The organism is Bacillus sp. EA-CB0995, from assembly GCF_055814245.1.
In genome coordinates this window covers 1,191,822-1,207,465 of the sequence record NZ_CP169269.1, presented here as the reverse complement: position 1 = coordinate 1,207,465, position 15,644 = coordinate 1,191,822, and the positions used below count along the sequence as shown (strand labels likewise).

The window sequence follows — 15,644 nt, the reverse complement described above, 5'->3', positions numbered from 1 at the left end:
ACAGCATCTAACTTCGTTTCCAAAGATTTGGTCGTAAAAAAACTGCACCTCCCATTGTTAGTTGTGTCTAACAATTGAGGTGCAGTTCATTTGCGATTCCTAGAATTTTTATTTATTCGCTCCGTTTATGACACTAAGCGAATTGTTAAGTGCAGATTTACACTTGTTAACATCAGGGTTTGATGAACGAACTGCTGCTAATACACTGTCAATAGTTCCATCAATTTTAGTCCATGTTGAGCCATCTATTTTCCTAAGTTTAGGCTCCGATGTGTCCCATTCATGTTCTAAATCGTCAGCCTCTTTTTTCGCCGAAGTAAAGTCATTTGAGTTTACATGGTTTAGCATATCACTTTCAATTTTAACAAAATCTGTTAACTGCCCAGCTAATGTAGTTTGTGCAGAACCGGTTTGCGGTACTATATTATTACTGCGCCAAACATAACCGCCTATGCCAACAACTAAGAAAATGCACAGTACAACAATGGTTTGTGTCAAAACATTTTTCTTGTTTCCATTCACTTGGTTTGTTTCTGCTGTATCACTTTTTGCCTTTGTATCAACTTTTGTAACAGCAAGAAAAACAATTATCGCTAAAATAGCTATAAGAAAAATTACACTAGTAACTGTTGTTCCCAAACCTAACCCGCCATTATTTTTTGGTTGAGATAGGTAATCTCCTAATGATGCTCCGAGTGGACGAGTAAGAATATACGCAATCCAAAACGCTAATACCCCATCAAGTTTCAAAAATTTCCATGCCAAAAATACACAACCAATTATCATAACGACTATTATTCCTGTGTAAAGATAGCCAAGACCGAGTTGTTCGGAATATAAATCTCCGACTGCTGTTCCAAGTGCAAATGTGAAAAGAATGGTAAGCCAATAGAAAACTTCTCTTTTTCTTGTAAAAATCGAGTGTATTGAGAGTGTTTTTTCACTAAGATACCAAAAAAGAAAAGTTAAACCTAGAAGCACGGAGAAAACTACCGTACTAACCTCAAGAGGTACTCCCATATTGTCTGTTAAATTATCAGTTACCAACGTTCCAAATACACTTATAAGAACAACAGTTAGCCAATAAATGCCTGGAACATATTTAGTTGCTCTGAATTGAAGATACAATACAACGAAAAACGCTACTCCCATAATTATGGTAGTGAAAGTTAAACCAAATCCAAGGTTGAAATTTAGGAAATCAGCAAATGTTTCACCGACAGTTGTACATAAAATTTTGATTATCCAGAAGAAGATCGTGACTTCTGGAACCTTATTCAACATCTGCCGGCCTAGTGACGAGGCGGCAGCGACTTCATCAGAAACGGATAGATTTTTTGCCAATGAACTCATCTCCTTTTTATTGTATTTAAACCGATAATCAATGTCTCAAATCATTTCGTGATTCTCGTTTATTCATTTGATGATTACTACAAGAACTAGTCCCTACTTTACTATCTTTTAATGAAATTCGTCTGAAAATCTAATTAAATCTAAATGAGAAATTTATTAAAAAAAGGAAAGCATTCTTTATAACAAGTTCTCTTCCAAGGAACAAAAGTTAAAAAAACAAATAAAATAACAATCATTTAACACTAAAAAAAGCATCAGTTTTATCACTGATGCTTTACTTTTTTATGATATTAAATAACACACTTACTCTTTCTTATTTAAGTCAAATCGAGCTATTTCTTTACCATCTAACGTCACTAATAGGGAAGCATCTAAAGCGTTATTCTCAAGTTTTTTCAATGCTTCTTTTGATGGAACCCTTAGTGGAACTTGAGAGTTTTCTTCGCCTACACCTAAATCAAAAGTTAGAATATATTCCCCATTTTTATCAGGTTTGATTTCTCCGTCAAAGGAACTTCCAAAACCTACACCCGTTCCTTCATATGAAGAGGGATCAAAAATATTAAAACCCACTATTTCTTTGGAGGTAGCTACTAATTTATCACTGGGTTCAATTTTAACTTGTAAACCTTTATCACCAATCCCTCCAATTTTTTGCTTCCCATTATTTTTAATTTTAAACTCATAATATAATGCCGTTGGTACAAGCTCCTGCCCTTTCTTATCACCTTCTGTTATACCTATCGCACCAACCTTATTTTTATCGGTAACTATATCAACTTTTGAATTTACAAGTTCTAAAGATGGCTTAGACGAGCAAGCTGTCAAAAGAGTAAAAAGCGCTATAAAGCCTAAAAGCATTATAAATCGTTTCATTTCAAATCCCCTTTTAACCATCCTTATACTCGTATTACTACCATTCTACTGGCTCACGCAAAAAAGAATGCGTTTAAAACAAATAAAAAACCTTGTTATCAAAAGATAACAAGGTTTTTTTAGCGTCCCAGGAGAGATTCGAACTCCCGACCGACGGCTTAGAAGGCCGTTGCTCTATCCTGCTGAGCTACTGGGACATGGAGCGGGTGAAGAGAATCGAACTCTCGACCAGAGCTTGGAAGGCTCTTGTTTTACCACTAAACTACACCCGCATGATATGAAATTTTTGCTAATGTCTCATCGACAGTTTTTATTATATTATTATCAATAATTAAAGTCAACATTTTTTAAAATAGGGTGAAGAAAAGTTCTTCACCCTATTTTAAACGTTTTTTCCGCTACAGTTGCACCATCTAATGTAAGAAAACGAATATCTATTTCGCTTTCTTGTATTTCGAGTAAAGCAAATGTTTTTTCTCTTCGCGAGCGCGGCAAGAGAATACTTCCTGGATTGATAAACAATATATCGTCTATGATTTCTACTCCCAATATATGCGAATGACCGAAGCAAACAATATTTGCCTCAGCTTCTTTCGCACGATATAAAAGTGTTTGCAGCGTCATTTTAATATTGTATAAATGGCCATGCGTTACAAGAAAACGTGTGCTTTGCACATCTGTGATGATGTCATTTGGAAAATCACCAACAAAATCACAATTTCCTTTCACCACATGAAACCCTTCTAGTTCAGAATGATGAGATGTTAATTCAGAATCACCGCAATGAATCATCACATCTACGTTTCCCTCATACCGCTCTTTTAATTGCTTTAGCTCTTTCACAGAACCGTGACTATCGCTCACAATTAACGCCTTCATCGGTTTCGCTCCCTTATTATTCTTCTCCTAAAAACCATACTGGAATTTTTTCTTCTAATTTACGAAGAGCACGCCCGCGATGACTAATTTTATTTTTCTCATCGGATGACAATTCTGCCATTGCGCCTTTGTATTCTTCTACATAAAAGATTGGATCATAACCAAAGCCATTTTCCCCGCGCTGTTGTTCTAAAATCTTCCCTTCACACGTTCCGTTTACAATCAATGGTTTTTTATCTTCTTGTGGAAACGCAACGGCTAATGCGCAATAAAAACGTGCTGTCCGTTTCTCCATTGAAATATTCTTTAATTCTTCTAGAACCTTTTGAATGTTAGCTTGATCATCCTTTTCCTCTCCTGCATAACGAGCCGAACGAACCCCTGGTTTCCCCTGCAAGGCATCTACAATTAAACCTGAATCATCCGCAATGACAATTTCATCTAGCTGTTTACACAGATGTTCCGCTTTTAAAATGGCATTCTCTTCAAACGTTTCACCAGTTTCTTCTACTTCTTCAATATGAGGAAAATCATAAAGTGATTTTACTTCTAAATCAAACTTTTCAAATAGCTCCGCAAATTCACGTACTTTCCCAGCATTCTTTGTTGCTACTACAACTTGTTTCATATTTTTACCTCTATTCCATATGAGTTACAATATCGCCTAACGCTTCTTTTTGCATTTCAATAAGCTGTAAAATTCCATATTCTGCTGCATCAAGCAATTCATTCAATTCACCGCGGCTAAATGTCGCTTCTTCTCCTGTACCCTGCACTTCAACAAAATGCCCTTTCCCTGTCATAATGACATTCATATCGACATTTGCCTTAGAATCTTCTGCATAATTTAAATCTAACACAACACCATTCTCATCAACGATTCCAACAGACGTTGCTGCCAAGTAATCCTTCACTGGAATTTTTGATACTTTCCCTGCTGTTACAAGCTTCTCAAACGCTAATACCATCGCAACATACGCACCGGTAATAGAAGCAGTTCTCGTTCCGCCGTCAGCTTGAATGACATCACAGTCAATCCAAACCGTCTTTTCACCGAGCGCTTCTAAATCAACCACAGCACGTAATGCTCGTCCTATTAAACGTTGAATTTCCATTGTGCGCCCTGTTACTTTTCCTTTACTCGATTCACGAATGGTACGCTGTTCTGTTGCACGAGGAAGCATGGAATACTCAGCTGTAACCCATCCCTTTCCCTCGCCTCTCATAAACGGCGGAACCCTTTCTTCAATCGTTGCTGTACAAATAACTTTCGTATCACCAACTTCAATCAATACTGATCCTTCTGGATGTTTTAAATAATTCGTATGAATATGTACACGGCGCAAATCTGATGCTTGTCTACCATCTACTCGCATAAAAATAACCCCCTTATAACTGCTACATGTTAGTATAGCCAATTTAAAAATTATGTTATGTATGACAATAAAAGAAGGGAGTTCCCCTTCTTTTCATAAATTAAGTATATCAAATTATTCCTGTTTAAAAACTACCTGTGTTCACGTTTTGCGGACGAGCGACTGGTTTTATTAATTTATCACCTTTCTCTGTAACAAGATTCGCTTTTCCATTCACTTGAATTAACACATTTTCTACTCCTTGTTTTTCCGTTAAAGTTAATACAAGAGACTGGAGTACATAGTCAGAAATCATACTTTTACCTTTATTCCCATAAATATTTTCATTAAAGTTTAGCGTCACCGTTCCTTTTTCAAGTTTCGGCTCATTGATTAGCTTCACATCTGGATTAAAGTCGTATGTTAACGCTGATTGATGCGCTGGTCCTTTTACAAGTTCATTTACAATTGTCGCGACTTCATTTTCTTTTCCTTCTGCAACGCGGCGCGTTACTGGTACATAATAATTTTGTTTATTATTTTGCGCCAAGAAATACAACGTAACTGGTTTTGTGTTTGTAATATCAGCCACTTGCTCATCATCAAAGTTAATGCCATTTGCCCGGCTTAATCCATTACCAATCGGCGTACCAGCAACAGGCATCTTCGCTAAATCTTGCCCATTCATACGAAACTTCACATTCTTCACTTCTTTAAACTGCGTTAATGTCCAAGTAACTGCTTCTACAATGCGACGTTCTTCTTCTTTTTTATAATTTTTCAGTTCTTTAGAAAAATCAACAACCGCTGTCCCGTTTTTCACATCAACTGTCATATCAGTATCTGCGGGAAGTACAGCTTGAAATCCATTTGGCAATAAATTTGTTACTGGTCCATCTTTCACTAAATATTGTAATGATTGCTTAATGACCGCATTATTTTTCGGAGCAGGTAACTGCACCGTTTGCGGCACAACATAACCATTTTTATCTACGAGATATAAATCTTGTTTTATCGTTTCCCCTTGCTTCGCTGTTTCTTTCTTCTCACCGTCTGTATAGGTAACTTTCTTAGGTGGATCAATTTGCTCTGTTCCTTTTTCCTTACCAAACAATCCGCATCCTGCTAATAAAACTGTACTTAATGTAGCACAAACAAGCCATTTGAAAGTCGATTTAGGCATACGCTTTCCTCCTAAAAATCTAAGTTTGTACTACATGTATACGAGCTCAACTTTCACTTTAGAACAAGCGATGACAACTTATCTCTTCTAAAAAATACCTGCGCAAAGTTTTATATCATGGTCAAAAACTTACTCCTTACCTCTGTTGGAATATTTTCAGCCTCTTTACTAACGTCTCCGTATTATTCTTTCGCGATAAAGTGAAACTTCCATCAGTGGGGTTTTATCCCTCACTGATGGTTAGTTGAACCAATCGGACTTTTACGGAGTTCCCCCACCTATCTTCTTTGCTTCTCTCTAAATCTTGAGGTGGGGGTCTTACTGCCCGCAAATAGCGGGATGAAGTGAAACTTTCATTAGTTGAGGCTTCATCCCCCATCCATCTTTTTTAGTTTCTCTGAATCTTGAAGTGGGGTCTTACTACCTACAACTAGTAAGATAAAATTATCAAATGTAAAAGGAGATTACAGCAAATTATGTGCAAATTTGAACAATTTATGAATCCTCCAAAACTGTGATAAATATCACATCTCCTTATTTTCTAAAACTTTTATAATACAAGTATCAAAGTTTGTTAAATATTTCACATATAAGAAGGGACATGAATATGAAAACACGTTTAGTCATGATTGGGAATGGTATGGCTGGAATACGCTGCATCGAAGAAATTTTAAAACAAAACAATACGTTATACGACATTACCATTTTTGGAGATGAACCGCACCCGAACTACAATCGTATTATGCTCTCCCACGTCCTACAAGGAAAAACAAATATGCAAGATATCATTATGAACGAATACAGTTGGTACGAAGAAAATGATATTACGTTGTATACAAATGAAAAAGTACTTCATATTGATCGGGAAGAACAAGTCATTGTTACAGAAAAGAATCGTCTTGTTATGTACGACAAGCTCATTATCGCAACAGGCTCCAGTGCTTTTATCTTACCTGTGGAAGGTTCAAATCTCCCTGGTGTAACAGGATTTCGCACAATCGAAGATACACAATTTATGATGGATACGGCTAAGCAATATAAAAAAGCAGTTGTAATTGGCGGCGGATTACTTGGTTTAGAAGCCGCACGAGGGCTTATTGATTTAGGAATGGACGTGCACGTTGTTCATTTAATGCCACACTTAATGGAGCAACAGCTCGATGCTAAGGCAGCTTCATTACTGCGTGAAGACTTAGAATCACAAGGTATGAAGTTCCTTCTGGAGAAGAAAACGGTAAAAATTCTTGGTACAGATCACGTTGAGGGCATTCAATTTGCAGATGGCGATATTGTAAATTGTGATTTAATCGTCATGGCTGTTGGAATACGCCCAAATACACAGTTAGCAAAAGACGCCGGTTTACTTGTGAACCGCGGCATTATAGTCAATGACTATATGCAAACAAATGACCAATCCATCTATGCGGTTGGTGAATGTGCAGAGCATAAAAGGGTTGCCTATGGTCTTGTTGCACCGCTCTATGAGCAAGGTGCTGTATTAGCAAAACAGATTACAAATACACAAACAGATGGATATACAGGCAGCATCGTCGGTACACAACTGAAAGTTGCGGGATGCGATTTATTCTCCGCTGGTCAAATTTATGAAGATGAGGTAACAAAAGCAATCTCCATATTTGACGAGTGTACACGTTCCTATAAAAAAGTACTAATCCGAGACAATAAAGTTGTTGGTGTTGTTTTATATGGTGATACAGCTGATGGCACACGCCTCTTCAGCATGTTAAAAAAAGAAGAAGATATACAAGAATATACACCAGCTTCTCTTCTTCACAAAGCTGGTGAAGATAGCGGACTTGATATTGCAAGTATGAGTGCTGATGAAACTGTTTGCGGATGCAACGGTGTCACAAAAGGAGCCATTGTTCACGCTATTTTAGAACAAGACCTAACGACATTTGAAGAAGTAAAAGGATGCACAAAAGCTGCAGGATCCTGCGGTAAATGTCGCCCAGTTGTTGAACAAATTCTATCTCATACACTTGGAGATAGTTTTGATGCTTCTGCTCAGGCTGCAGGTATGTGTGGGTGCACAACATTATCTCGCGATGAAGTTGTAGCAGCAATTCATGAGAAAGGTTTAAAATCACCGAAAGAAGTGCGAAACGTCCTTGACTTCGCGCACGAAGAAGGCTGTTCAAAATGCCGTCCTGCATTAAATTATTATTTACGTATGGCCTGCCCAGAAGAGTATGCCGATGATAAAGCATCCCGCTTCGTTAACGAAAGAATGAATGGAAATATTCAACATGACGGAACATTTTCTGTTATTCCACGTATGTACGGCGGCGTTACAACAGCAGATGATTTAATGAAAATTGCAGAAGTTGCGAAGAAGTACGACGTTCCACTCGTGAAAATAACAGGCGCAAGCCGCATCGGTTTATATGGGGTTAAAAAAGAAGATTTACCAAAAGTGTGGGCCGACCTTGGTATGAACTCTGGCTATGCCTACTCGAAGTCCCTTCGCAATGTAAAATCATGCGTCGGATCTCGTTTCTGCCGCTTCGGTACAAAAGATTCATTAGGACTTGGCATGTTGCTTGAACAGTCATTAGAAATGGTAGATACACCACATAAAATGAAAATGGGTGTAACAGGTTGCCCGCGTAACTGTGCGGAAGCATTAACGAAAGACTTCGGTGTCGTTTGTGTTGAAAACGGCTTCCAACTTTATATCGGTGGTAATGGCGGTACAGAAGTGCGTGAAGCTGATTTTGTAATGATTGTCCCTTCGGAGGAAGATGTACTTCGCATTGCCACAGCTTACGTACAATACTATCGTGAAACTGGTATTTATGGCGAACGTACAGCTCCTTGGGTAGAGCGTATGGGCTTACACCACATAAAAGAAGTGCTGCAAGATGAAAGTATGGTCGCTATGCTAAATGAACGTTTCCAAAAAGCACGTAGCACATATGAAGAGGCTTGGGGACAAGCACTAGAAACGCAATCATTAAAAACGATGTATGAAGTAGAGATTGTAAAGTAAGGAGCGATTCGTATGTTACAAACGAAAGAAAAAATAAAAATCATGCATGCTGTAGATCTTCCCGTACAAATTGGTAAGGAAGTGCGAATAAAGGATATGTCTATTGCCTTATTTCGCCTTGCAAACGGCGACATTCGTGCTGTAGAAAATCGGTGCCCTCATAAAAATGGACCTTTAGCGGAAGGAATTGTTTCTGGTGAATTTGTCTTTTGTCCACTGCACGATTGGAAAATTTCATTACTAACAGGTGAAGTACAAAAACCTGATGATGGTTGCATTCAAACGTATGAAGTACAAGTTATTGATGGCGATATTTATATATACATGTAGCTTATATAAGGAAGCCTCTTCTCGGCTTCCTTTCCAGTAAAAACAGATGAGGTGTAGAGATGAACGGATACGTATATTTAGTCGGTGCAGGACCTGGTGATGAAGGGCTTATTACAAAAAAAGCGATGGAGTGTTTACAAAAAGCAGATATTGTTTTATATGACCGCTTATTGAATCAAAATTTACTTCGCTATACGAAGTCAACATGTGAACTTGTCTATTGCGGAAAAATGCCAACAAATCATATTATGCGCCAAGAAATGATTAACGCTCATTTACTTCAATCTGCCAAAGAAGGTAAGACCGTTGTTCGCTTAAAAGGCGGAGATCCCTCTATCTTTGGCAGAGTTGGTGAAGAAGCAGCCGCTTTAGCAGCAGAAAACATTCCATATGAGATTGTACCAGGTATTACATCTAGCATCGCCGCTAGCGCGTATGCCGGCATCCCTCTCACCCATCGCGACTACAGTAATAGCGTGACATTACTAACTGGTCATACAAAGGGACCGATTCAGGATCATGTCAACTACAACTCACTCTTAAATAGTGATACTGTTGCCTTTTACATGGGCATTAAAAATTTACCAATCATTTGTGAAAACTTATTACAAACAGGAAAGAAAAAAATACACCAGTAGCAGTCATTGAATGGGGTACAACAGGAAGACAGCGAGTCGTTACAGGTACTCTATCCACAATTGTTGACAGAGTCAAAAAAGAACACATTTCAAATCCTTCCATGACAATTGTTGGAGATGTCGTATCCTTGCGAAAACAAATTGCTTGGAAAGAACATAAGCCACTACACGGAAAAAAGTTTTGCTCGCCTCTTCATCAAATAAAACAAGTAAAGCAGAGCAAAATTTACAAGAAGCCGGAGCAGAAACATATCAGATTCCAACTTTCAAAAAACAAGAATACACATTAACACAGGAACAACTCCGTGAAATATTTGACGCTAAACGTCTTGTTTTTTGTTCAGCCGAAAGCGTAGCAATTTTGTTGCAATCATGTGCACAACATCGTAAAGATGTTCGTTCCTTGCAGGGGGAACTGCAGTATATGAATAGCGGCACTCAAGAGGTACTTATGCAATATGGACTCTTCGGTGAACCAGCAAAATTTTCTGCAGAATCAACTGTGTATTTAGGGCGAAACATCAATCGAATTGCCGTTATTCAAGAAAAAATTGGCCCCGGTTCTTATATAATGACACATGAATATAAAATAGATCATCGTTTTGATGAAATTCATACACGTATGCTCTCTGAATTTACATGGGATAGCATTGTATTTGAAGGGCGTGCCGCAATTGATACATTTATAGCAGAGATCAAACGCCTTGGTTTCATGCATATTTTCAATTTACCATTCTCGTATACAGATGAACTCACTTTGCAGTATGCAAATAAAGTCGGATTACAGAACATTGATTATGAATTACAAGCTATTTTTAATGAGAAAGAAGTGGCGGCACAATGAAAGGGATTGTTTATATTGGGCACGGTAGCCGATTACAAGAAGGAAATGAACAATTCATTCACTTTGTCCAGTCCGTTATAAAAGAGCGGAGTGAAAATATCCAAAAAATTGGCTTTCTTGAACTCACAACACCAACTGTCCAGGATGCGATTACAGAAGCGATTCTAGACGGAGCAACTGAAGTTTTACTTGTCCCTGTTTTATTATTTGCAGCTGCTCATTATAAACGTGACGTTCCTTTTGAAATTGAGCAAATACAAAAGCGCTATCCGCATATTACATTTTCAGTTGTACCACCTTTTAGTACACACCCGCTCATGATTGAACTTGTAATCAAAAGAATACATGAAGCCATGCCCACACAAGGTAGCAAAATTCTACTCGTCGGCCGAGGTAGTAGTGATCCTCAGCCTATACATGAATTGCAGCAAATCGGATCAGCAGTTGAGCGAAAAATCGGCATGCCCGTTTCCTGCTCTTTTTTAACAAAAGGAGCACCTTCTTTTACCGAAGAACTCAATGGTATAGCATCATCAGCTCAACATGTATATGTCATGCCATACCTTCTCTTTACTGGATTACTACTCCGGAAAATTGAGCGCCATGCACACACATATACGAACGTTACAACATGCAACTGCCTTCAATTTGATCCCTATATGAAGTCCGCATTATTAGAACGAATGGAGGAATATATACATGTGCAACCTATATCCTCTTATATTTAATCTAAAAGGCAAAATCGTTGTCATCATCGGCGGTGGCAAAATCGCATACCGAAAAGCGGTTGGATTAAAGGATACAGGAGCCATTGTCACTGTTGTGAGCCCAGACATTTGTGAGGAAATGGAGAAGCTCTCCTATATTACATGGAAACAAAAAGCATTTACAGAGGAAGATATAAAAGATGCTCATCTCATTTATGCTGCAACAAATCATCACGATGTAAATATGATGGTCAAACAAGCAGCGCATGATTTTCAGTGGGTTAATATCGTAAGTGATGGCACGCAATCATCTTTTCACACGCCCGCAATTATTCGAAATAACGAGTATATTGTAAGTATATCCACTTCAGGTAAAGATCCAGCATTTGCAAAACAAATCAAACAAAAACTAACAGCTGTTCTTTCACAGCTTATAAAGTGAGACTTCCAACAGTGGGAGTTTTCTTCATCCCTACTGTTGATTAGTTGAACTAATCAGACTCTTACGAGCAGTAACTTTCATTCACCCTTGAACTACACTACAACCCAAATAATGAACTTTCCCTCAGAGCGGCTACTATTCGGGGTACAATTCAGTAAAATCAAAGACCATCCTTTCATTTTCAGATACACACTGAATAAGGATGGTCTTTTTGTCTTTTTATATTATTCTCTTAATTTGATAGCTATGAAAACAGCCTCTTTATAAAATGATATGCTTCACATTCTCAATTGGTTGCCCAAACCATTTGGAAGCAATTTCTTTAAACACATCAATTTCTCCTGTTGTTAAAAAAAGATGATCACTTTGCTCTTCTCTGCCATGCAGCATCTTACTATGATATAAAATGGTGCTCACTTCACGAGCTGTTTCATCACCTGAACTAATCAATTGCACAGAATCACCCATGACCCGTTTAATAACTGGCCCTAAAATTGGATAATGCGTACATCCTAAAATCAGCGTATCGATTTCAGTTTGTTTCAATGGTTGTAGCGTTTCTCTTACCACTTCATACGTCATTTCACTCTCAAAATTCCCGCTTTCTACAAGCTCAACGAACGGTGGGCAAGCTAAACTCTCTACTAATACGCGGTTGTTAATTGATTTTAGTGCCTCTTCATACGCACCACTTTTCACTGTTCCAATCGTGCCTATTACACCAACATGGTACGTATTTGTCATTTTAAGTGCAGTGCGCGCACCTGGGTGGATTACCCCTACCACTGGGATAGACAATTTTTTTGCATTTCTTCAAGTACAACTGCTGTCGCAGTATTACAAGCAATGACAAGCATTTTAATATCCTGCGCCAATAAATACTCTGTCATTTCCCATGTGAATTGTCTTACTTCTTCACGCGATCGCGGACCGTACGGGCAACGTGCTGTATCTCCTAAATATATAATTCGCTCTTTCGGTAATTGCCGAATTAATTCTTTCGCTACTGTTAATCCGCCAACGCCTGAATCAATTACACCAATCGCTCTATTCAAAACAATCGCCCCGTTTTCTCTTTCATAATCTAAGCGTACATTCCCAAATCGTGCACTCATCATCAGTACAACATACATAGACTAATAGAAGGTTCACTTCATCCCATTCTAACAGGCAATAAAACTTCCAATTCAAGATTCCGAGAAATCAAAGAAGGGAGGAAGAAGATAACTGCCCATAAGAGCCCGATTGGTAAGAGCTTTCCATCAGTTTGGAAATAAAGATCCCCCACTGATAGAAGCTTCACTTTATGTACATGTTAGACCTTTTTATTCTCCTCCTTTTTCTAGTAATTTGCAACATACAAAAATAACCGGCTTTTCCTTATATAAAAGCCGGCTTCATCCCTTATAATTCAAGCTCTCCCATACGAAGGAGCTCAACAACCGCTTGTGAACGTCCCTTAACCCCTAGCTTTTGCATTGCATTTGAGATATGGTTACGTACGGTTTTTTCACTAATAAAAAGTTCACTTGCAATTTCTTTTGTTGTTTTATCTTGAACAAGTAACTCAAACACTTCTCTTTCTCTTTTTGTGAGCAACGGTTTGGATTGATATTCTTTTTCCTTCAATTGGTATAACCCTCCTTGCTTAAGCCAGAGCTGTATATGTGTAAGTTGGGTGTTTATTTAGTCATGATATTGTATGAATAGAGGTAAGTGGTGGTGAATAAAAACGAAGAGAAATTCCATGTTTTAATTATAAAAAAGTTGTTTGTATTTCATTTTTATTCTTCTCTGTTTTACACAATGTCCCATTAAATAAAAACTCCCCATTTATTACCTCTTTCCTTACTAAATATTTGGCTACAAGACGCTCATACTACATAGTATCTATTCATGGAAATTTTGCATATTGGTGGTGTAAATATGTTTTCTACAGTCAAAAGATTTTTAATTGGGCGACCTTTAAAATCAACAGCATTAGGAGAGCAGAAGTTAAATAAATTAAAAGCGCTGGCTATCCTGTCTTCTGATGCGCTTTCCTCAGTTGCATATGGAACAGAACAAATATTAATTGTTCTTGTAACAATTGGAGCAGTTGCATTTTGGTACTCCATTCCTATCGCTGTCGGTGTTTTAGTTCTATTGGCAGCACTTATTTTATCATACCGACAGATTATCTATTCTTACCCACACGGGGGCGGAGCTTATGTAGTTTCTAAAAGAAATCTAGGCGTAAATGCAGGCCTCATCGCCGGTGGGTCATTGTTGGTAGATTATATCCTTACAGTAGCAGTAAGTGTATCAGCAGGAACAGATGCCATTACATCTGCGTTTCCGACTTTACATCGGTACACCATTCCTATCGCTGTTATACTCGTTATTCTTATTACAATTCTCAATCTTAGAGGGGTAACGGAATCTGCCTCTGTATTAGCTTATCCTGTCTATCTCTTTGTGCTAGCGCTCGTTATTTTAATTATTGTTGGGATGTTTAAAATTACATCTGGACAAGCACCGGCCACTTTGCACACACCTATTGGTACGGCAGTACCTGGAATTACATTATTCTTCTTATTAAAGGCATTCTCATCCGGGTGTTCTGCATTAACGGGTGTTGAAGCAATTTCCAACGCCATTCCAAACTTTAAAGAACCCGCTGCTAAAAATGCTGCCAATACATTAGTCATGATGGGAGCGATTCTTGCCGTTTTATTCACTGGCATTACCTTTTTAGCATATTGGTACGGCATTGCTCCTAAACATACTGAAACTGTTGTTTCTCAAATCGCTTCCAATGTATTTGGAAGAAACTTTGTTTACTACTTTATTCAAGGAGCAACTGCTCTTATTTTAGTGTTAGCTGCCAATACCGGATTCTCAGCATTTCCATTGTTAGCTTACAACTTAGCATCAGATAAATATATGCCTCGCATGTATTTGATGCGTGGTGATCGCTTAGGGTATTCAAACGGTATTATCACACTCAGTTTTGCTTCCATTATTTTAATTATTACGTTTCACGGGAAAACCGAACATTTAATTCCATTGTACGCAGTGGGTGTATTTCTCCCTTTCACCTTGTCACAAACAGGTATGATTATAAAATGGATTCGGGAAAAACCAGAAGGGTGGTTACCAAAATTACTCACTAATTTATTAGGAGCACTCATTTCCTTAACCGTACTGCTCATTTTCTTTGTTACAAAATTTATGCAAGTTTGGGCCATTTTCATATTTTTACCCATTATTGTATTTACCTTCCATCGCATTTATAAACATTATGACGCGGTAGGTGAACAACTACGTATAAACCCTAATGAATCACCTCAAAAAATCGAGGGCAACGTCGTCATCGTACCTATTGCTGGAATTACAAAGGTAGTGGAACAATCGCTCAATTACGCTGAATCTATTGGAGATACTGTCATTGCTGTTTACGTGGCCTTCGACAAAGAAAGCGAGATCAAAATACAGGAGAAATGGAATGCGTGGCAACCCAACATTCGTCTTGTTACATTGGTTTCCTCTTACCGAAGCTTAATGAGACCCATAAAAAAATTAGTAACTACAATTCAAGATAAAGCAGAAGAGGAACATTATGCAGTTACCGTTCTCATTCCGCAATTTATTACGAAAAAAAATTGGCATAACTTTTTGCATAACCAATCGAGTGTTTTACTAAGAATATATCTTTTGTATAAAAAGAATGTTATCGTTTCAACTGTCCCGTATCGATTTAAGAAATAAAGATGCTTTATCCTTATAGAAAGCCAAAAGCAATGATTTATTTTTAATCATTGCTTTTGGTTTATTATTTATGTTTATATTTCCCATGCAAACACACGAAATAATAAAAAACAGTAACCATATAAAGTGAAACTTCCATCAGTTCTCCATCACCTATCTTCCTTGCTCCTCTCTGAATCTTAAGGTAGTGGATCTTACTCCCTACAAATAGTGGGATAAAACTGTAATCTTCCCCCAAAAACATAATATAATTCGATAGTTCCTATATTTCTTT

At 37.8% G+C, this 15,644-nt stretch carries 12 protein-coding genes, 2 tRNA genes and 2 pseudogenes; 6 read left to right on the top strand and 10 right to left on the bottom strand.

What is annotated here, in order from left to right; genetic code table 11:
• Positions 1 to 108: 108 nt before the first annotated feature.
• The 8 genes from ACEWFJ_RS06320 to ACEWFJ_RS06285 all read right to left on the bottom strand — a co-directional run bounded on the left by ACEWFJ_RS06320 (position 109) and on the right by ACEWFJ_RS06285 (position 5,646).
• Positions 109 to 1,344 carry a COG4705 family protein gene (locus tag ACEWFJ_RS06320; RefSeq protein ID WP_473691108.1) on the bottom strand — a complete coding sequence of 412 codons (1,236 nt, stop codon included), beginning with the start codon at positions 1,342 to 1,344 and terminating at the stop codon, positions 109 to 111.
• Between the two features lie 312 nt (positions 1,345 to 1,656).
• Positions 1,657 to 2,229 (bottom strand): hypothetical protein, encoded by a 573-nt coding sequence (locus ACEWFJ_RS06315; protein WP_473691106.1) that lies wholly within the window; start codon positions 2,227 to 2,229, stop codon positions 1,657 to 1,659.
• A 123-nt stretch (positions 2,230 to 2,352) separates the two neighbouring features.
• A tRNA-Arg gene (locus tag ACEWFJ_RS06310) sits at positions 2,353 to 2,426 on the bottom strand.
• Position 2,427: 1 nt separating this feature from the next.
• Positions 2,428 to 2,501 (bottom strand) — tRNA-Gly (locus tag ACEWFJ_RS06305).
• Positions 2,502 to 2,601: 100 nt separating this feature from the next.
• Positions 2,602 to 3,108, bottom strand: coding sequence for a metallophosphoesterase family protein (locus ACEWFJ_RS06300; RefSeq protein ID WP_098305129.1), 507 nt, complete (start codon positions 3,106 to 3,108; stop codon positions 2,602 to 2,604).
• 16 nt (positions 3,109 to 3,124) lie between these two features.
• Positions 3,125 to 3,736 carry an XTP/dITP diphosphatase gene (locus tag ACEWFJ_RS06295; RefSeq protein ID WP_473691104.1) on the bottom strand — a complete coding sequence of 204 codons (612 nt, stop codon included), beginning with the start codon at positions 3,734 to 3,736 and terminating at the stop codon, positions 3,125 to 3,127.
• 10 nt (positions 3,737 to 3,746) lie between these two features.
• Positions 3,747 to 4,484 carry a ribonuclease PH gene (rph, locus tag ACEWFJ_RS06290; protein ID WP_473691102.1) on the bottom strand — a complete coding sequence of 246 codons (738 nt, stop codon included), beginning with the start codon at positions 4,482 to 4,484 and terminating at the stop codon, positions 3,747 to 3,749.
• A gap of 124 nt (positions 4,485 to 4,608) precedes the next feature.
• Positions 4,609 to 5,646 (bottom strand): GerMN domain-containing protein, encoded by a 1,038-nt coding sequence (locus ACEWFJ_RS06285; protein WP_473691100.1) that lies wholly within the window; start codon positions 5,644 to 5,646, stop codon positions 4,609 to 4,611.
• A 607-nt stretch (positions 5,647 to 6,253) separates the two neighbouring features.
• Between ACEWFJ_RS06285 and nirB the strand changes: the two genes are divergently transcribed.
• The 5 genes and pseudogenes from nirB (at position 6,254) to ACEWFJ_RS06260 (ending at position 11,620) form a co-directional block, all read left to right on the top strand.
• Complete coding sequence (gene nirB / locus ACEWFJ_RS06280; protein WP_473691098.1) at positions 6,254 to 8,659, top strand: nitrite reductase large subunit NirB; 2,406 nt, start codon at positions 6,254 to 6,256, stop codon at positions 8,657 to 8,659.
• A 12-nt stretch (positions 8,660 to 8,671) separates the two neighbouring features.
• Positions 8,672 to 8,989, top strand: a complete 318-nt coding sequence (gene nirD, locus ACEWFJ_RS06275) for a nitrite reductase small subunit NirD (protein WP_098305139.1) — start codon at positions 8,672 to 8,674, stop codon at positions 8,987 to 8,989.
• Positions 8,990 to 9,048: 59 nt separating this feature from the next.
• Positions 9,049 to 10,471, top strand: a pseudogene (locus ACEWFJ_RS06270) (uroporphyrin-III C-methyltransferase).
• A complete protein-coding gene (locus ACEWFJ_RS06265; RefSeq protein WP_473691096.1) occupies positions 10,468 to 11,199 on the top strand; it encodes a sirohydrochlorin chelatase in 732 nt (243 codons plus the stop codon). Before ACEWFJ_RS06270 ends, ACEWFJ_RS06265 begins: the two are co-directional and overlap by 4 nt.
• Entirely contained in the window at positions 11,171 to 11,620 is a 450-nt protein-coding gene (locus ACEWFJ_RS06260; RefSeq protein WP_473691094.1) for a precorrin-2 dehydrogenase, read from the top strand. The genes ACEWFJ_RS06265 and ACEWFJ_RS06260 overlap by 29 nt, the downstream gene beginning before the upstream one ends.
• Before the next feature lie 261 nt (positions 11,621 to 11,881).
• Here ACEWFJ_RS06260 and racE read toward each other — a convergent pair.
• Both racE and gerE read right to left on the bottom strand, forming a co-directional pair.
• Positions 11,882 to 12,681: pseudogene (gene racE / locus ACEWFJ_RS06255) on the bottom strand (glutamate racemase).
• A 343-nt stretch (positions 12,682 to 13,024) separates the two neighbouring features.
• Positions 13,025 to 13,249: a spore germination transcription factor GerE gene (gene gerE / locus ACEWFJ_RS06250; protein ID WP_020060005.1), complete on the bottom strand. Its 225-nt coding sequence runs from the start codon at positions 13,247 to 13,249 to the stop codon at positions 13,025 to 13,027.
• A gap of 297 nt (positions 13,250 to 13,546) precedes the next feature.
• On the opposite strand from gerE, the gene ACEWFJ_RS06245 reads away from it, so the two are divergent.
• Positions 13,547 to 15,370 (top strand): APC family permease, encoded by a 1,824-nt coding sequence (locus tag ACEWFJ_RS06245; RefSeq protein ID WP_473691092.1) that lies wholly within the window; start codon positions 13,547 to 13,549, stop codon positions 15,368 to 15,370.
• Positions 15,371 to 15,644 lie beyond the last annotated feature (274 nt).